This is a genomic window from Burkholderia sp. HI4860 (genome assembly GCF_002223045.2).
Classification (GTDB): domain Bacteria; phylum Pseudomonadota; class Gammaproteobacteria; order Burkholderiales; family Burkholderiaceae; genus Burkholderia.
On the sequence record NZ_NKFO02000003.1, the window covers coordinates 1,605,534 to 1,624,193 of the forward strand.

The 18,660-nt window shown below is 61.5% G+C and carries 12 protein-coding genes; all 12 read right to left on the reverse strand.

The window, feature by feature from the left end; all coding sequences use genetic code 11:
- Positions 1–10 precede the first annotated feature (10 nt).
- The gene (gene rplB / locus CFB34_RS22765; protein WP_006482900.1) at positions 11–838 is read right to left on the reverse strand and encodes a 50S ribosomal protein L2; all 828 of its coding nucleotides are present in this window, start codon (positions 836–838) and stop codon (positions 11–13) included.
- 2 nt (positions 839–840) lie between these two features.
- Complete coding sequence (rplW, locus tag CFB34_RS22770; RefSeq protein ID WP_004199275.1) at positions 841–1,155, reverse strand: 50S ribosomal protein L23; 315 nt, start codon at positions 1,153–1,155, stop codon at positions 841–843.
- Complete coding sequence (gene rplD / locus CFB34_RS22775) at positions 1,152–1,772, reverse strand: 50S ribosomal protein L4 (RefSeq protein WP_011350675.1); 621 nt, start codon at positions 1,770–1,772, stop codon at positions 1,152–1,154. Before rplD ends, rplW begins: the two co-directional genes overlap by 4 nt.
- A complete protein-coding gene (gene rplC / locus CFB34_RS22780; RefSeq protein WP_006482922.1) occupies positions 1,772–2,422 on the reverse strand; it encodes a 50S ribosomal protein L3 in 651 nt (216 codons plus the stop codon). The genes rplD and rplC overlap by 1 nt, the downstream gene beginning before the upstream one ends.
- A gap of 177 nt (positions 2,423–2,599) precedes the next feature.
- A complete protein-coding gene (gene rpsJ / locus CFB34_RS22785; protein ID WP_004199280.1) occupies positions 2,600–2,911 on the reverse strand; it encodes a 30S ribosomal protein S10 in 312 nt (103 codons plus the stop codon).
- A gap of 286 nt (positions 2,912–3,197) precedes the next feature.
- Positions 3,198–4,388, reverse strand: coding sequence for an elongation factor Tu (gene tuf, locus CFB34_RS22790; RefSeq protein WP_011350666.1), 1,191 nt, complete (start codon positions 4,386–4,388; stop codon positions 3,198–3,200).
- Positions 4,389–4,427: 39 nt separating this feature from the next.
- On the reverse strand, positions 4,428–6,530 hold the full coding sequence (fusA, locus tag CFB34_RS22795; RefSeq protein ID WP_006482929.1) for an elongation factor G: 2,103 nt from the start codon (positions 6,528–6,530) through the stop codon (positions 4,428–4,430).
- 123 nt (positions 6,531–6,653) lie between these two features.
- Positions 6,654–7,124, reverse strand: coding sequence for a 30S ribosomal protein S7 (gene rpsG / locus CFB34_RS22800; RefSeq protein ID WP_006477195.1), 471 nt, complete (start codon positions 7,122–7,124; stop codon positions 6,654–6,656).
- 172 nt (positions 7,125–7,296) lie between these two features.
- Positions 7,297–7,677, reverse strand: coding sequence for a 30S ribosomal protein S12 (gene rpsL, locus CFB34_RS22805; RefSeq protein ID WP_006400662.1), 381 nt, complete (start codon positions 7,675–7,677; stop codon positions 7,297–7,299).
- 227 nt (positions 7,678–7,904) lie between these two features.
- Complete coding sequence (gene recQ, locus CFB34_RS22810; protein ID WP_089439038.1) at positions 7,905–9,752, reverse strand: DNA helicase RecQ; 1,848 nt, start codon at positions 9,750–9,752, stop codon at positions 7,905–7,907.
- A 240-nt stretch (positions 9,753–9,992) separates the two neighbouring features.
- Positions 9,993–14,237: a DNA-directed RNA polymerase subunit beta' gene (rpoC, locus tag CFB34_RS22815; protein WP_089439037.1), complete on the reverse strand. Its 4,245-nt coding sequence runs from the start codon at positions 14,235–14,237 to the stop codon at positions 9,993–9,995.
- A gap of 21 nt (positions 14,238–14,258) precedes the next feature.
- Positions 14,259–18,365 carry a DNA-directed RNA polymerase subunit beta gene (rpoB, locus tag CFB34_RS22820; RefSeq protein WP_089439036.1) on the reverse strand — a complete coding sequence of 1,369 codons (4,107 nt, stop codon included), beginning with the start codon at positions 18,363–18,365 and terminating at the stop codon, positions 14,259–14,261.
- Positions 18,366–18,660 lie beyond the last annotated feature (295 nt).

Sequence of the window (18,660 nt, forward strand, 5' to 3'; positions counted from 1 at the left end):
TGCCTACTCCTTAACGCTTGTGACGGCGCTGGACGATCATCGTCGTCGTGCGCTTGTTGCTACGGGTGCGATAACCCTTAGCCGGCGTACCCCACGGGCTAACCGGATCGCGACCTGCAGCCGTCTTGCCCTCACCACCACCGTGCGGGTGATCAACCGGGTTCATCGCAACGCCACGCACCGTCGGGCGGATACCGCGCCAGCGGTTCGCGCCAGCCTTGCCGATCTGGCGCAGGCTATGCTCTTCGTTGCCGACTTCACCGATCGTTGCACGGCACTCGATGTGCACGCGGCGGATTTCGCCCGAACGCAGACGAACCTGCGCGTAGACGCCTTCACGGGCGAGCAGCATGGCCGACGTACCGGCCGAACGCGCCATTTGCGCGCCCTTGCCCGGCAGCATCTCGATGCAGTGGATCGTCGTACCGACCGGAATGTTGCGGATCGGCAGCGTGTTGCCTGCACGGATCGGCGCTTCCGAACCCGACATCAGCTGTTGGCCGACGGTCAGGCCCTTCGGGGCGATGATGTAGCGACGTTCGCCGTCTGCATAGAGCACCAGCGCGATGTTCGCGCTACGGTTCGGGTCGTACTCGAGACGCTCGACCTTTGCCGGAATGCCATCCTTCGTGCGACGGAAATCGACGATACGGTAGTGCTGCTTGTGACCACCACCCTTGTGACGCGTGGTGATACGACCGTTGTTGTTACGGCCGGCGGTCGAGCTCTGCGAGTCGAGCAGTGCCGCGAACGGCTTGCCCTGGTGCAGGTTCTTGTTGACCACCTTGACCATCGCGCGGCGACCCGGCGATGTCGGCTTAACTTTAACGATTGCCATGATTACTTGGCCTCCGCTTCAAAGTTGATTTCCTGGCCGGGCTTCAGGCAAACGTACGCCTTCTTCACGTCCTTGCGACGGCCCATCGAACGGCCGAAGCGCTTTTGCTTGCCCTTCTGAACCAGCACGTTGACCGAATCAACTTCAACCTTGAACAGCAGCTCGACAGCCGCCTTCACTTCCTGCTTCGTGGCATCCGGTGCGACTTCGAACACGACTTGCTCGTTCTTGTCGGCAACCAGCGTCGCCTTTTCCGAGATCACCGGCGCGAGCAGGACCTGCATCAAACGATGATCGTTCTTGCGAATCTCGCTCATGACAGCAACTCCTCGATCTGGGCGACCGCAGCCTTCGTGACCAGCACTTTCTTGAAGTAGATCAGCGACAGCGGGTCAGCGTAGCGCGGCTCGACAATCGCCACGTGCGGCAGGTTGCGCGAAGCCAGGTACAGGTTCTCGTCGACCGTATCCGTAATGATCAGCACGGAGTCGAGACCCATGGTCTTGAATTTTTCGGCCAGCAGCTTGGTCTTCGGCGCCTCGAGGATGATGTCCTCGACGACCGACAGACGGCCTTCACGGGCCAGCTGCGAGAAGATCGAGCAGAGACCTGCGCGATGCATCTTCTTGTTGACCTTGTGCGAGAAGTTTTCTTCCGGCGAATTCGGGAAGATACGACCACCGCCACGCCACAACGGGCTCGACGACATACCGGCACGAGCGCGGCCCGTACCCTTCTGGCGCCACGGCTTCTTCGTCGTATGCTTGACTTGCTCACGGTCCTTCTGTGCGCGGTTACCCTGGCGAGCATTCGCCTGGTAAGCGACGACGACCTGGTGGATCAGCGCTTCGTTGTAGTCACGACCGAACACGACGTCCGATGCGTTGACCACTGCACCTTCCTGACCATTTTCGTTCAGGAGCTTGAGTTCCATTATTTCGCCCCCTTGGTCTTGACGGCCGGCGTCACGAAGACCTTGCCGCCCTTCGCGCCCGGAATCGCACCCTTCACGAGCAGCAGCTTGCGCTCTGCGTCGATACGGGCGATTTCGAGGTTCTGCACCGTCACCGTCACGTCACCCATGTGACCCGTCATGCGTTTACCCGGGAAAACACGACCCGGATCCTGCGCCATACCGATCGAGCCCGGCACGTTGTGCGAGCGCGAGTTACCGTGCGTGGCACGGCCGGAGGAGAAGTTGTAACGCTTGATCGTACCGGCGTAGCCCTTACCGATCGACACGCCTTGCACGTCGACCTTCTGGCCCACTTCGAAAAGATCGGCACCGACCACGGCGCCATTCGACAGCTCAGCTGCCTTGGCCGCGTCAATGCGGAATTCCTTGAGGATTTCACCGGCTTCGACACCGGCTTTGGCGAGATGACCTGCCAGCGGCTTCGTCACGCGCGAGGCACGACGGGAGCCGAATGCAACCTGCACGGCCGTGTAGCCGTCGGTTTCAACAGTCTTGATCTGCGTCACGCGGTTGTCCGACACGTCCAGCACGGTGACGGGAATCGAATCCCCTTCCGCCGTGAAGATACGGGTCATGCCAACCTTGCGACCTACGAGTCCAAGGCTCATCATTTTCTCCATTCCCGACTGCGATTGGTCGGGGCTGATTTACAAAATGCCGGGCACGCAAGGCCCAACTTTTTTACGCGAATACGCGAAAAGCCAAGCATTATAGCCCGCCTTCGCGTTTTCCGCAAGCAATCAAAGACTTAGCGCCGCCCGGCAAGCCGATCGGCGCTGGAAGCCTTACTGCAGCTTGATTTCCACGTCGACGCCAGCCGGCAGGTCGAGCTTCATCAGCGCGTCAACCGTCTTGTCGGTCGGATCGACGATGTCCATCAGGCGCTGGTGGGTACGGATTTCGAGCTGATCGCGCGACGTCTTGTTGACGTGCGGCGAACGCAGGATGTCAAAACGCTGAATGCGCGTCGGCAGCGGCACCGGGCCACGGACGATTGCGCCAGTCCGCTTCGCGGTATCGACGATCTCGGCAGCCGATTGATCGATCAGACGATAGTCGAATGCCTTCAGGCGAATGCGGATTTTCTGTTGCTGCATGACGATTCCTTGGAAAGAGCGAGGCGATGTTGCATCGCCGGACACTAAAAGAACGTGAAACTTGACGCCTGCGGGGAGCGAGGCATCAGGTTCCGGACGGTACTTCCACTGCTAAGCCCGCGATTCTACACGAAATTCTGGTGCGATGGTGCGAGTTTCTCGCCCCGCGCGTTCGCGTGACGGAAAAACAAAACCGGGTGCCAGCGCAAGCTGGACACCCGGTTTCGACGGTACGGACTGCATACCGCGGAATCGCGGATCCCGTGGGATCCGCGGATCGTCGATATTACTCGATGATCTTGGCGACGACGCCGGCACCGACCGTACGGCCGCCTTCGCGGATTGCGAAGCGCAGACCTTCTTCCATCGCGATCGGAGCGATCAGCTTCACCGTGATCGACACGTTGTCGCCCGGCATCACCATTTCCTTGTCCTTCGGCAGCTCGATCGAGCCCGTCACGTCCGTCGTACGGAAGTAGAACTGCGGACGGTAGTTGTTGAAGAACGGCGTGTGACGGCCGCCTTCGTCCTTGCTCAGCACGTACACTTCAGCCGTGAAGTGCGTGTGCGGCGTGATCGAACCCGGCTTCGCCAGAACCTGGCCACGCTCCACGTCTTCACGCTTCGTGCCGCGCAGCAGGATACCAACGTTGTCGCCTGCCTGACCTTGGTCCAGCAGCTTGCGGAACATTTCAACGCCCGTGCAGGTCGTCTTCACCGTCGGCTTGATACCGACGATTTCGATTTCTTCGCCGACCTTCACGATGCCGCGCTCAACGCGACCCGTCACAACCGTGCCACGACCCGAGATCGAGAACACGTCTTCCACCGGCATCAGGAACGCGCCGTCAACTGCACGCTCCGGCGTCGGGATGTACGTGTCCAGCGCGTCGGCCAGGCTCATGATCGCCACTTCGCCCAGCTCGCCCGTGTCGCCTTCCAGCGCCAGCTTGGCCGAACCCTTCACGATCGGCGTGTCGTCGCCCGGGAAGTCGTACTTCGACAGGAGTTCGCGAACTTCCATCTCGACCAGCTCGAGCAGTTCAGCGTCGTCCACCATGTCGCACTTGTTCAGGAACACGATGATGTACGGAACGCCAACCTGACGTGCCAGCAGGATGTGCTCACGCGTCTGCGGCATCGGGCCGTCTGCTGCCGAGCAAACCAGGATCGCGCCGTCCATCTGCGCTGCGCCCGTGATCATGTTCTTCACATAGTCAGCGTGGCCCGGGCAGTCGACGTGTGCGTAGTGGCGGTTAGCCGTTTCGTACTCGACGTGTGCCGTGTTGATCGTGATGCCGCGCGCCTTTTCTTCCGGTGCCGCGTCGATCTGGTCGTATGCCTTCGCTTCGCCGCCGAACTTCTTCGTCAGAACCGTCGTGATCGCTGCCGTCAGCGTCGTCTTGCCGTGGTCAACGTGACCAATCGTACCAACGTTCACGTGCGGCTTGGTCCGCTCGAATTTACCTTTTGCCATGATTCTCTTCTTTCAAAAATTATCGATTGAGATAACGAATTACTTCGACTTCGCGCTGATGATCGCTTCTGCAACGTTGCGCGGAGCTTCAGCGTAGTGCTTGAACTCCATCGTGTACGTTGCACGACCTTGCGTCAGCGAACGCAGCGACGTCGAGTAACCGAACATTTCCGACAGCGGTACTTCGGCGCGCACGATCTTGCCGCCGCCAACCATGTCTTCCATGCCCTGGACGATACCGCGACGGCCCGACAGGTCGCCCATCACGTTGCCCATGTAGTCTTCCGGCGTCTCGACTTCGACAGCCATCATCGGCTCGAGGACGACCGGGTTCGCCTTGCGCATCGCTTCCTTGAACGCCATCGAACCGGCCATGCGGAACGCGTTTTCGTTCGAGTCAACGTCGTGGTACGAACCGAACGTCAGGTGAACCTTCACGTCGACGACCGGGAAGCCGGCCAGCACGCCCGACTTCAGCGTGTCCTGGATACCCTTGTCGACCGCCGGGATGTATTCACGCGGAATCACACCACCCTTGATCTCGTCGAAGAACTCGTAGCCCTTGCCTTGTTCGTTCGGCTCGAGCGTGATGACTGCGTGACCGTACTGGCCGCGACCACCCGACTGCTTGACGAACTTGCCGTCGACGTCCTTCGCCGTCGAACGGATCGTTTCGCGGTAGGCAACCTGCGGCTTGCCGACGGTTGCTTCCACGCCGAATTCACGCTTCATCCGGTCGACCAGAATTTCGAGGTGGAGTTCGCCCATGCCCGAAATGATGGTCTGGCCCGACTCTTCGTCGGTCTGCACGCGGAACGACGGGTCTTCCTGAGCCAGACGGTTCAGTGCGAGGCCCATCTTTTCCTGGTCAGCCTTGGTCTTCGGCTCGACAGCCTGCGAAATCACCGGCTCCGGGAACACCATGCGTTCGAGAACGATCGGGTTCGCCGGGTCGCACAGCGTGTCGCCCGTGGTCGCTTCCTTCAGGCCGACCGCTGCGGCGATGTCGCCTGCGCGGACTTCCTTGATTTCCTCACGCTGGTTCGCGTGCATCTGCAGAATACGGCCGAGGCGTTCCTTCTTGCCCTTGGTCGAGTTCAGCAGCGTGTCGCCCGAGTTGACGACGCCCGAGTACACACGGAAGAAGATCAGCTGGCCGACGAACGGGTCGGTCATGATCTTGAACGCGAGCGACGAGAACTTCTCTTCGTCCGACGCCTTGCGCTCTGCTTCTTCACCGTTTTCGAGCTCGCCCTTGACCGGCGGGATGTCGACCGGCGACGGCAGGAAGTCGATCACGGCGTCGAGCATACGCTGCACGCCCTTGTTCTTGAACGCGGTACCGCACAGCATCGGCTGGATTTCGCACGCGATCGTACGATCACGCAGCGCCTTGACGATGTCGGCTTCCGGCAGGTCGCCTTCTTCCAGGTACTTGTTCATCAGGTCTTCGCTGGCTTCAGCAGCCACTTCGACCATCTTTTCGCGCCATTCCTTGCAGGTCTCTGCGAGCTCGGCCGGGATGTCGACGTAGTCGAACTTCGTGCCTTGCGACGCTTCGTCCCAAATGATCGCCTTCATCTTGATCAGGTCGACGACGCCCTTGAAGTTCTCTTCCGCGCCGATCGGCACCACGACCGGAACCGGGTTCGCCTTCAGGCGCAGACGGAGCTGGTCGTAGACCTTGAAGAAGTTCGCGCCGGTACGGTCCATCTTGTTGACGAACGCGAGACGCGGCACCTTGTACTTGTTAGCCTGGCGCCACACCGTTTCCGACTGCGGCTGCACGCCGCCCACTGCGCAGTACACCATGCACGCGCCGTCGAGCACGCGCATCGAGCGCTCAACTTCAATCGTGAAGTCGACGTGGCCCGGCGTGTCGATGATGTTGATGCGGTGTTCCGGATAGTTGCCGCCCATGCCCTTCCAGAAGGCGGTGGTAGCAGCGGACGTGATCGTGATGCCACGCTCCTGTTCCTGCTCCATCCAGTCCATCGTGGCTGCGCCGTCGTGGACTTCACCGATCTTGTGGTTCACACCGGTGTAAAACAGAATGCGCTCGGTCGTCGTCGTTTTGCCGGCGTCGATGTGAGCGCTAATACCGATATTGCGGTAGCGCTCGATAGGAGTCTTGCGAGCCACTTTGATCCTCTACTGGGATGACACGATGCAGCCCTGCTGCATCATGCTTCAACACAAACGGGCGAGGCGCCTGAAAAGCGCACCCGCCCGGAATTTATTTCCGCTAAAAGCCCAGCCAGGCGCTTAGAAACGGAAATGCGAGAACGCGCGGTTGGCTTCTGCCATGCGGTGAACTTCGTCGCGCTTCTTCATCGCGCCGCCACGGCCTTCGGCCGCTTCGGAGAGTTCACCTGCCAGGCGCAGGGCCATCGACTTCTCGCTACGCTTCTTCGCAGCCTCACGCAGCCAGCGCATCGCCAATGCCATACGACGCGACGGGCGCACTTCGACCGGAACTTGATAGTTGGCACCACCAACGCGACGGCTCTTCACTTCGACCACCGGCTTGACGTTGTTGAGCGCAACCGTGAACACTTCCAGCGGGTCCTTGCCACCCTTGGTCTGGATTTGTTCGAATGCGCCATAAACGATGCGCTCTGCGACCGACTTCTTGCCGGACAGCATCAGCATGTTCATGAACTTGGCTACATCAACGTTACCGAACTTCGGATCCGGCAACACTTCCCGCTTGGGGACTTCGCGACGACGCGGCATGATTCTTCCTTTACTTGTTCAGTTGGAGCTGGTTCCAGCTCCGCGGCCACCAACAAACCCGATCACATCTTCACGACTAACCAGCTTGGCCGGGTGACCACTTACTCGACAGCACCGGCAATCCGGCACTCCCGCCTTGACCGCCCTGTGGCGATCCCTGATCAAAAACTGCTTACTTGGCAGCCTTTGCACGCTTCGCGCCGTACTTCGAGCGCGCTTGCTTACGGTCCTTGACGCCCTGGGTATCCAGCGAGCCGCGAACCATGTGGTAACGCACACCCGGCAAGTCCTTCACACGGCCGCCGCGGATCAGCACAACCGAGTGTTCCTGCAGGTTGTGGCCTTCACCGCCGATGTACGAAATCACTTCGAAGCCGTTCGTCAGACGAACCTTGGCGACCTTACGGAGTGCCGAGTTCGGCTTCTTCGGCGTCGTCGTGTACACACGGGTGCACACGCCGCGACGCTGGGGGCAGTCCTGCAGGGCCGGGCTCTTGCTCTTCGTCGTTTCCGACTGACGGCCTTTGCGAACCAGTTGGTTGATGGTTGGCATTGTTTATTCCTGAAATTGAACAAAATCTGCGCATCGATTTCGGGCAAAGCGAGAATCGGCGCACAGTTGACTTCCGAACCGGCGAAACGGGTGCGAACCTTGGAACGCGACTCGGCCCACCGAATACCGGAACCCAGCATGATATTCCGGAAATACCAACTAAGTCAACGGCTTGCGTGATTCGCCAGCCGAACGCGTGGTTTACCGGAGGGGTCGGAACACCTGTGTCAGGCTGACTCGACGACGTCGATGATCTCGTCGCCGAAGCGTTCGAGCTTGCGCACGCCCATGCCGGGGATATGGCGCAGGTCGTCGATCGTCTCCGGCGCGTTGCGTGCGATCTCGGCGAGCGTTGCGTCGTGGAAGATCACGTAGGCCGGCACGCCGTCCGTTTTCGCCGTTTCCGCACGCCACGCGCGCAGCGCATCCCACCGTGCGCGCTCACGCGTGCCCATGCCGGCCGTCGGATCGACGCGCGTACCGCTGCGGCTCGACGACTGGCGCGTGCGCTGCGGCTTCACGTAGCGGCGCAGCGTGACCTTCTCCTCGTTCTTCAGCACGGGCTTCGCGGCTTCAGTCAGCACGAGCGCGCCGAAGCCGCCATGATCGACGGCCAGGTAGCCGTACGCGACGAGCTGCCGGAAAATCGCCCGCCATTCGGGCTCCGACAGCGACGCGCCGATTCCGAACGTCGTGAGCTGGTCGTGGCCGCGCTGCAACACCTTCTCGGTGCGCCCGCCGCGCAGGATCTCGATCAGGTGGCTCGAGCCGAAATTGAAGCCGCTTGCACGCTGCGCGCGGAACACACACGACAGCGCCATCTGCGCCTCACGCGTGGCGTCCCACGACGCCGGCGGCTCGAGGCACGTATCGCAGTTGCCGCACGGCTTGCTCTCCTCGCCGAAGTAGTTCAGCAGCCGCACGCGGCGGCACGAGATCGTCTCGCACAGCCCGAGCAGCGCGTCGAGCTTCGCCGTCTGGACGCGCTTGTGCGCATCGTCCGCATCGGACTCGTCGATCATCTTGCGCTGCTGGACGACGTCGCCGAGGCCGTACGCCATCCACGCATTCGCGGGCATCCCGTCGCGGCCGGCGCGGCCCGTTTCCTGGTAGTAGCCTTCGACGCTCTTCGGCAGATCCAGGTGCGCAACGAAGCGCACGTCCGGTTTGTCGATGCCCATGCCGAACGCGATCGTCGCGCACATCACGATGCCTTCCTCGCGCTGGAACATTTCCTGATGCTTCTGCCGCACCTCGAACTCCATCCCCGCGTGATACGGCAGCGCACGCACGCCCTGCGCCTTCAGCCATTCGGCCGTTTCCTCGACCTTGCGGCGCGACAGGCAATAGACGACGCCGGCATCGGTCGTACCGTCGGCATTCGTGTGCTCGGCACGAATGAAATCGAGCAGTTGCGAACGCGCGTTGTCCTTTTCGACGATCCGGTAGCGGATGTTCGGGCGGTCGAAGCTCGACACGAACACGCGTGCATCGTCGAGCGCGAGACGGTGGATGATCTCGTCGCGCGTGATCGCATCGGCCGTGGCCGTCAGCGCGATGCGCGGCACCGCCGGGAACCGCTCGTGCAGCACCGACAGTTGAATGTATTCCGGGCGGAAATCGTGCCCCCATTGCGACACGCAGTGCGCTTCGTCGATCGCGAACAGGCCGATCTTCGCGCGCTCGAGCAGATCGAGGAAGCGCCCCGTCATCAGCCGTTCCGGCGCGACGTACAGCAGGTCGATTTCGCCCTCGCGCAACGCGCGCTCGGTCGCCGCGGCCTCGGCGCCCGACAGCGTCGAATTCAGGTACGCGGCGCGCACCCCCACTTCGCTCAGTGCGGCGACCTGGTCCTGCATCAGCGCGATCAACGGCGATACGACGATGCCGGCGCCCTGCCCGGCCTCGCGGCGCAGCAGCGCCGGAATCTGGTAGCACAACGACTTGCCGCCGCCGGTCGGCATCAGCACGAGGCAATCGCCGCCGCCGGCGACGTGTTCGACGATCTCGCCCTGCTGGCCGCGAAATGCGGGATAACCAAATACTTCGTCGAGGATTTCGAGGGCGCGGGACATGAATGAGGGCAGGGACGGCTAAGCGATGACCGCAATTTTAACAACCCGCTCGCGCGACGCGTGGCGAATCGTGCGGATTTGGCCGATTGGCCAGGATTCGTTCGCGCGCATGACGGGCCTGCGGCAGCCGCGCGGCAGGCCCGTCATGCGCATGAACGACAGATGAAAAAAAAACGCCCGGCATAACCGGGCGGTCTCGGTGACAGCAAGGTAACGCAAGGCGGCTCGCGCCGCCCGCACTTACTCGGCTGCCGGATGTTGCTGCGGCTCTTCTGCCGGCGCGCTCGGCGTGCCGAAGTCGAATGCCTCTTCCGCTGCGATCTGGTCGAAACGCTCGCGATCCGACGATTCCTTCGCCTTGCGTGCCTTGTGGAACGCGAGACCCGTACCAGCCGGAATCAGACGGCCGACGATCACGTTTTCCTTCAGGCCACGCAGATCGTCGCGCTTGCCCATGATCGCCGCTTCGGTCAGCACGCGGGTCGTTTCCTGGAACGATGCCGCGGAGATGAACGAATCGGTCGACAGCGATGCCTTCGTGATACCGAGCAGCACGTTGTCGTACGAAGCCGGACGCTTGTTCTCGGCGATCATGCGATCGTTCTCGTCCAGCATGTCGGAACGCTCGACCTGCTCGCCCGGGATGAAGCGCGTATCACCGTTGTCGGTGATCTGCACACGACGCAGCATCTGGCGAACGATCACCTCGATGTGCTTGTCGTTGATCTTCACGCCCTGCAGACGATACACGTCCTGCACTTCGTCGACGATGTAGCGCGACAGCGCCTCGATACCCTGCAGACGCAGGATGTCGTGCGGATCGGCCGGACCGTCCACGATCATTTCGCCCTTGTTGACCACCTGGGCATCGTGAACCAGAACCTGCTTTTCCTTCGCGATCAGGAACTCGTGCTGATTGCCCTCGAGGTCCGTGATGACGAGACGCTGCTTGCCCTTCGTGTCCTTACCGAACGACGTCGTACCGGTGACTTCCGCGAGAATGCCGGCATCCTTCGGCGAACGCGCTTCGAACAGTTCCGCCACCCGCGGCAGACCGCCGGTAATGTCACGCGTCTTCTGCGCTTCCGTCGGGATACGTGCGAGCACTTCACCGACCTGCACCTGCTGACCATCCTTAACGGTGATCAGTGCGCCGACCTGGAAGCCGATCTGCACTGCGTGCTCCGTGCCCGGAATCTTCACTTCTTCGCCGTTCGCGTCGAGCAGCTTGACCTGCGGACGCACGCTCTTCGAAGCTTGCGAGCCACGACGCTTCACGTCGATCACGACCAGCGTCGACAGGCCGGTCACGTCGTCGATCTGCTTCGCGACGGTCACGCCTTCCTCGACGTTCTCGAACTTCACCGTACCACCGTACTCGGTGATGATCGGACGCGTCAGCGGATCCCACGTGGCGAGCTGCGTGCCTGCCTTGATCGTCGCGCCGTCGAGCTGCAGCAGCGTCGCGCCGTACGGCACTTTGTGACGCTCGCGCTCGCGACCGAAATCGTCGGTGATCATCGCTTCGCCCGAACGGGAAATGACGATCTGCTCGCCCTTCGCGTTCGTGACGTAGCGCATCGTCGCCGTGAAGCGCACGATACCGTTGCTCTTCGCTTCGACCGACGAAGCCACTGCCGCACGCGATGCCGCACCACCGATGTGGAACGTACGCATCGTCAGCTGCGTGCCCGGTTCACCGATCGACTGTGCCGCGATCACGCCGACTGCTTCGCCGACGTTCACGAGCGAGCCGCGGCCCAGGTCACGACCGTAGCAGGCTGCGCACAGGCCGTAACGCGTTTCGCAGGTCAGCGGCGTGCGCACGCGCACTTCGTCGATGCCGAGGCGTTCGATTTCCTCGACCGCCGTTTCGTCGAGCAGCGTGCCCGATTCGTACACCGTTTCCTGCGTTTCCGGGTTCACGACGTCCGCCACCGCAACGCGGCCGAGGATACGGTCACGCAGCGCTTCGACGACTTCACCGCCTTCGACGAGTGCCTTCATCGCCACGCCGTTCGACGTGCCGCAATCGTCTTCCACCACGACCAGATCCTGCGTGACGTCGACGAGACGACGCGTCAGGTAACCCGAGTTCGCGGTCTTCAGTGCCGTATCAGCCAGACCCTTACGTGCACCGTGGGTCGAGATGAAGTACTGCAACACGTTCAGACCTTCGCGGAAGTTCGCGGTAATCGGCGTCTCGATAATCGAGCCGTCCGGCTTCGCCATCAGGCCTCGCATACCGGCCAGCTGACGAATCTGAACCGCCGAACCCCGGGCGCCCGAGTCGGCCATCATGTAGATCGAGTTGAACGATTCCTGGCGCGTTTCCTTGCCGTCGCGGTCCGTCACCGGCTCCGTCGACAGCTGCTCCATCATCGCCTTGCCGACCGCTTCCGACGTTGCCGACCAGATGTCGACCACGTTGTTGTAGCGTTCCTGCGCGGTGACGAGACCCGACATGTACTGGCGGTCGTACTCCTTCACCTTCTTCGCGGCGTCGCCGACGATCGTTTCCTTCTGCGGCGGCACGAGCATGTCGTCCACGCAGATCGAGATACCGGCACGCGTCGCGAGACGGAAACCCGACTGCATCAGCTGATCGGCAAACACCACCGTCGCGCGCAGACCGCACTTGCGGAACGCCGTGTTGATCAGGCGCGAAATTTCCTTCTTCTTCAGCGGCTTGTTCAGCACCGAGAACGGCAGGCCGTGCGGCAGGATCTCCGACAAGATCGCGCGGCCGACGGTCGTCGCATAAAGCGAGATCTTCGGCACGAACGGCGGTGCGCCTTCCGACGTGTCTTCGTTGTGGACCATTTCGGTGATCCGCACGTTGACACGCGATGCCAGCTCGACTTCCTTGTTCTCGTACGCGCGGATCACTTCCGACACGCCCGTGAACGACAGGCCTTCGCCCTTGGCGTTAACCGCTTCGCGGGTCGCGTAGTACAGACCCAGCACGATATCCTGCGACGGCACGATCGACGGATCGCCGTTGGCCGGGAACAGCACGTTGTTCGACGCCAGCATCAGCGTACGCGCTTCCATCTGCGCTTCAAGCGACAGCGGCACGTGAACGGCCATCTGGTCACCGTCGAAGTCGGCGTTGAACGCCGCGCAGACGAGCGGATGCAGCTGAATTGCCTTGCCTTCGATCAGCACCGGCTCGAACGCCTGGATACCGAGACGGTGCAGCGTCGGCGCACGGTTCAGCATCACCGGGTGCTCGCGGATCACCTCTTCGAGGATGTCCCACACCACCGGCGTCTGGTTCTCGACTTCCTTCTTCGCAGCCTTGATGGTCGTCGCGACGCCCATCACTTCCAGCTTGTTGAAGATGAACGGCTTGAACAGCTCGAGCGCCATCAGCTTCGGCAGGCCGCACTGGTGCAGCTTCAGCGTCGGGCCGACCACGATGACCGAACGGCCCGAGTAGTCGACGCGCTTGCCCAGCAGGTTCTGACGGAAACGACCGCCCTTACCCTTGATCATGTCGGCGAGCGACTTCAGCGGACGCTTGTTCGCGCCCGTCATCGCCTTGCCGCGACGACCGTTGTCGAGCAGCGAGTCGACGGCTTCCTGCAGCATCCGCTTTTCGTTGCGGACGATGATTTCAGGTGCCTTCAGCTCGAGCAGACGCTTCAACCGGTTGTTACGGTTGATCACGCGGCGATACAGGTCGTTCAGGTCCGACGTCGCGAAACGGCCGCCGTCGAGCGGCACGAGCGGACGCAGTTCCGGCGGCAGCACCGGCAGCACTTCGAGGATCATCCACTCGGGCTTGATGCCCGAGCGCTGGAATGCCTCGAGGACCTTCAGGCGCTTCGCGTACTTCTTGATCTTCGCTTCCGAGCCGGTGTTCTTCAGCTCGGTGCGCAGCGTCTCGACCTGCTCGTCGATGTTGATCGCGCGCAGCAGTTCACGCACGCCTTCCGCGCCCATTTCGGCACGGAATTCGTCGCCGTATTCCTCGACCTTGTTGTAGTAATCCTCTTCGGTCATGATCTGCCGCGCCTTCAGCGGCGTCATGCCCGGTTCGATCACCACATACGCTTCGAAGTACAGCACGCGCTCGATGTCGCGCAGCGTCATGTCGAGCACCATGCCCAGACGCGACGGCAGCGACTTCAGGAACCAGATGTGAGCGACCGGCGAGGCCAGCTCGATGTGGCCCATCCGTTCGCGACGCACCTTCGCCAGCGTCACTTCGACGCCGCACTTCTCGCAGATCACGCCGCGGTGCTTCAGACGCTTGTACTTGCCGCACAGGCACTCGTAGTCCTTGATCGGCCCGAAGATCTTCGCGCAGAAGAGACCATCGCGTTCCGGCTTGAACGTACGGTAGTTGATGGTCTCCGGCTTCTTCACTTCGCCGAACGACCACGAACGGATCTTGTCCGGCGAGGCCAGACCGATCTTGATCGCGTCGAAAACTTCTTCCTGTTGGACTTGCTTGAATAGATCGAGCAGAGCTTTCATTGCTTTCTCTCCGTAGTCCGATTAATTGCGGTCGAGATCGATATCGATACCGAGCGAGCGGATTTCCTTCACGAGCACGTTGAAGGATTCCGGCATGCCTGCATCGATCACGTGATCGCCCTTGACGAGGTTTTCGTACACCTTCGTCCGGCCGGTCACGTCGTCCGACTTCACCGTCAGCATTTCCTGCAGCACGTAGGACGCGCCGTACGCTTCGAGTGCCCACACTTCCATTTCACCGAAACGCTGGCCACCGAACTGCGCCTTACCACCCAGCGGCTGCTGCGTGACGAGCGAGTACGGGCCGGTCGAACGCGCATGCATCTTGTCGTCGACCAAGTGGTGCAGCTTCAGGTAGTGCATGTAGCCGAGCGTCACGCGACGTTCGAACATTTCACCCGTGCGGCCGTCGTACAGACGGACCTGGTTCTTCGACGGGTTCATGCCGAGCTGTTCAGCGATGTCGTCCGGGAACGCGAGGTCGAGCATCTTGCCCATTTCTTCCTCGGTCGCACCGTCGAACACCGGGGTTGCGAACGGCACGCCTTCGCGCAGGTTCTTCGCGAGTTCGAGGATCTCTTCGTCCGTGAAGCTTTCGAGGTCTTCCTTGCGGCCCGAATCGTTGTAGATCTTCGTCAGGAACACGCGCAGTTCCTCGATCTTCGCCTGACGCTGCAGCATTTCGCCGATACGCCAGCCGAGGCCCTTCGCGGCCCAGCCGAGGTGCACTTCCAGAACCTGACCCACGTTCATCCGCGACGGAACGCCCAGCGGGTTCAGCACGACGTCTGCCGGACGGCCATCGGCCATGTACGGCATGTCTTCGATCGGGACGATCTTCGACACGACACCCTTGTTACCGTGACGGCCTGCCATCTTGTCGCCAGGCTGCAGGCGACGCTTGACCGCGAGGTACACCTTGACCATCTTCAGCACGCCCGGCGGCAGTTCGTCGCCTTGCGTGAGCTTCTTGCGCTTCTCTTCGAACGCGAGGTCGAACTGGTGACGCTTTTCTTCGATCGAGTTCTTGATCGCTTCGAGCTGCGCCGCTGCTTCGTCGTCCGCGAGGCGGATGTCGAACCAGTGGTAGTGGTCGAGGTCTTCCAGGTAAGCCTGGTCGATCTTCGTGCCCTTCGCGAGCTTCTTCGGACCGCCGTTCGCGACCTTGCCCACGAGCATGCGTGCGAGACGCTGGAACGCGTCGCCTTCCACGATGCGCAGCTGGTCGTTCAGGTCGAGACGGTAACGCTTCAGTTCATCGTCGATGATCTGTTGCGCACGCTTGTCGCGCTGGATGCCTTCACGCGTGAACACCTGGACGTCGATCACGGTGCCGCTCATGCCCGACGGCACGCGCAGCGACGTGTCCTTCACGTCGGAGGCCTTCTCGCCGAAGATCGCGCGCAGCAGCTTCTCTTCCGGCGTCAGCTGGGTCTCGCCCTTCGGCGTGACCTTGCCGACCAGCACGTCGCCTGCTTCGACTTCAGCACCGATGTACACGATGCCCGATTCGTCGAGACGGCCGAGCTGGACTTCCGCCAGGTTCGAGATGTCGCGCGTGATTTCTTCCGGCCCGAGCTTCGTGTCGCGTGCAACGACGTTCAGCTCTTCGATGTGGATCGACGTGTAGCGATCGTCGGCCACGACCTTCTCCGAGATCAGGATCGAATCCTCGAAGTTGTAGCCGTTCCACGGCATGAACGCGATCAGCATGTTCTGGCCGAGCGCGAGCTCACCCAGGTCCGTCGAGGCGCCGTCGGCCAGCACGTCGCCGCGCGAGACCTTGTCGCCCATCTTCACGATCGGACGCTGGTTGATGTTCGTGTTCTGGTTCGAACGCGTGTACTTGATCAGGTTGTAGATGTCGACACCGACTTCACCTGCGACTGCTTCGTCGTCGTTCACGCGAATCACGATACGGCCTGCGTCGACATAGTCGACGACGCCGCCGCGGAACGCCTGGACCGTCGTACCCGAGTCGACCGCACAGGTGCGCTCGATGCCCGTACCGACGACCGGCTTTTCGGGACGCAGACACGGCACGGCCTGACGCTGCATGTTCGAACCCATCAGCGCACGGTTCGCGTCATCGTGCTCGAGGAACGGAATCAGCGAAGCTGCGACCGACACGATCTGCGACGGCGCGACGTCCATGTACTGGATGCGGTCCGGCGTGACCATCATCGTTTCGCCGGCTTCACGCGACGACACGAGTTCGTCGATCAGCTGGCCGTTCTCGTCGATCGCGGCGTTTGCCTGAGCGATCATGTAGCGGCCTTCTTCGATCGCCGACAGGTAGTCGATCTGGTCGGTCACCTTGCTGTCCACGACCTTGCGGTACGGCGTCTCGAGGAAGCCATACTCGTTCAGGTGCGCATACAGTGCGAGCGAGTTGATCAGGCCGATGTTCGGACCTTCCGGCGTTTCGATCGGGCACACGCGGCCATAGTGGGTCGGGTGCACGTCGCGGACTTCAAAGCCTGCGCGTTCGCGCGTCAGACCGCCCGGGCCCAGTGCGGAAACACGACGCTTGTGCGTGATTTCCGACAGCGGGTTGGTCTGGTCCATGAACTGCGACAGCTGCGACGAACCGAAGAACTCGCGGATCGCCGACGAAATCGGCTTCGAGTTGATCAGGTCGTGCGGCATCAGGTTTTCGCTTTCGGCCTGGCCGAGGCGTTCCTTGACCGCGCGCTCGACACGCACGAGACCTGCGCGGAACTGGTTTTCCGCCAGTTCGCCGACGCAACGCACACGACGGTTGCCGAGGTGGTCGATGTCGTCCACTTCGCCCTTGCCGTTGCGCAGCTCGACGAGGATCTTGATCGTCGCGAGGATGTCGTCGTCCTGCAGCGTCATCGGGCCGGTGATCTCGTCACGGCTGACGCGGCGGTTGAACTTCATACGGCCGACCTTCGACAGGTCGTACGCTTCTTCGCTGTAGAACAGACGGTTGAACAGTGCCTCGACCGCTTCTTCGGTCGGCGGCTCGCCCGGACGCATCATGCGGTAGATCGCGATGCGCGCGGCCGTCTTGTCGGTCGTTTCGTCGACACGCAGCGTCGACGAGATGTACGGGCCCTGGTCCAGGTCGTTCGTGTAGAGCGTCTGGATGTCCTTGATGCCCGCTTCGCGCAGCTTCTCGAGCACGCTTTCCGTGACTTCGTCGTTCGCGCTCGCGATCACTTCGCCGGTGTCGCCGTCGACGACGTTCTTCGCCAGCACGCGGCCGAGCAGATAGTCTTCCGGCACCGAGATGAACTTGGTCTTCGCGGCTTCGAGGTCGCGAATGTGCTTCGCGTTGATCCGCTTGTCCTTCTGGACGATGACCTTGCCATCACGATCCGTGATGTCGAAGCGCGCGACTTCACCACGCAGGCGCTCGGGCACGAACTCGAGTTGCGCGCCTTCGTCCATCAGCGTGAAGTTGTCGAACACGAAGAAGTTCGCGAGGATCTGTTCCGGCGTGAGGCCGATGGCCTTCAGCAGGATCGTGACCGGCATCTTGCGGCGACGGTCGACGCGGAAGTACAGGATGTCCTTCGGATCGAATTCGAAGTCGAGCCACGAGCCGCGGTACGGAATGATCCGTGCCGAGAACAGCAGCTTGCCCGAGCTGTGCGTCTTGCCCTTGTCGTGTTCGAAGAACACGCCCGGCGAACGGTGCAGCTGCGAAACGATGACACGCTCGGTGCCGTTGATGACGAACGAGCCCGTCGGCGTCATGAGCGGAATTTCGCCCATGTACACTTCCTGCTCTTTCACTTCCTTGACGACCGGCTTGTTCGGCGATTCCTTGTCGAGGATGACAAGGCGGACCTTCGCGCGCAGCGCGGAGCAGTACGTCAGGCCGCGCTGCTGGCATTCCTTGATGTTGAATGCCGGCGCGGACAACGCATAGCTCACGAACTCGAGACGTGCGAAACCGTTGTGCGAAACAATGGGAAATACCGATGTGAACGCGGCCTGCAAACCTTCAGGCTTGCGTTGCGTGGCCGGCACATCGGCTTGCAGAAACGTGCTGAATGATTCAAGCTGGGTAGCCAGCAAGAAAGGAACTTGGTGAACGATGGGGCGCTTCGCGAAACTCTTGCGAATGCGCTTCTTCTCGGTGAAGGAATATTGCATACGATCTCCGAATCACGGCGGGTGCTATCGAGGCGGAATACCTGGACGTTTCAAACCCGAGTGTTCACCGACTGAGACCCGATGGCCGTCCGACGGCTTGAACGAGCCGAGAAGCTTGGTGGTTGGCCGCTACCAACCGCTGGCTGACGGCAGCGGATGCCTGTGTTGCCCGCTACCCGACCAAACTTGCCTTCTGCAGTCGCTTCAGAAGACAAAGAGAACCGCCATTCGTGACCCATGACAACGATCAGGCGGTTTTCTTTGGCTTCTGGGGCCGATTATTCGGGCTCCCGAA

Coding starts and splice junctions, on each gene's coding strand:
- tuf (WP_011350666.1), bottom strand. CDS start 4,388: ATGGCAAAAGGTAAATTCGAGCGGACCAAGCCGCACGTGAACGTTGGT.
- rpoB (WP_089439036.1), bottom strand. CDS start 18,365: ATGCAATATTCCTTCACCGAGAAGAAGCGCATTCGCAAGAGTTTCGCG.
- rplW (WP_004199275.1), bottom strand. CDS start 1,155: ATGAGCGAGATTCGCAAGAACGATCATCGTTTGATGCAGGTCCTGCTC.
- rplD (WP_011350675.1), bottom strand. CDS start 1,772: ATGGAACTCAAGCTCCTGAACGAAAATGGTCAGGAAGGTGCAGTGGTC.
- rpoC (WP_089439037.1), bottom strand. CDS start 14,237: ATGAAAGCTCTGCTCGATCTATTCAAGCAAGTCCAACAGGAAGAAGTT.
- recQ (WP_089439038.1), bottom strand. CDS start 9,752: ATGTCCCGCGCCCTCGAAATCCTCGACGAAGTATTTGGTTATCCCGCA.
- rplC (WP_006482922.1), bottom strand. CDS start 2,422: ATGAGCCTTGGACTCGTAGGTCGCAAGGTTGGCATGACCCGTATCTTC.
- rpsG (WP_006477195.1), bottom strand. CDS start 7,124: ATGCCGCGTCGTCGCGAAGTCCCCAAGCGGGAAGTGTTGCCGGATCCG.
- rpsJ (WP_004199280.1), bottom strand. CDS start 2,911: ATGCAGCAACAGAAAATCCGCATTCGCCTGAAGGCATTCGACTATCGT.
- rpsL (WP_006400662.1), bottom strand. CDS start 7,677: ATGCCAACCATCAACCAACTGGTTCGCAAAGGCCGTCAGTCGGAAACG.
- rplB (WP_006482900.1), bottom strand. CDS start 838: ATGGCAATCGTTAAAGTTAAGCCGACATCGCCGGGTCGCCGCGCGATG.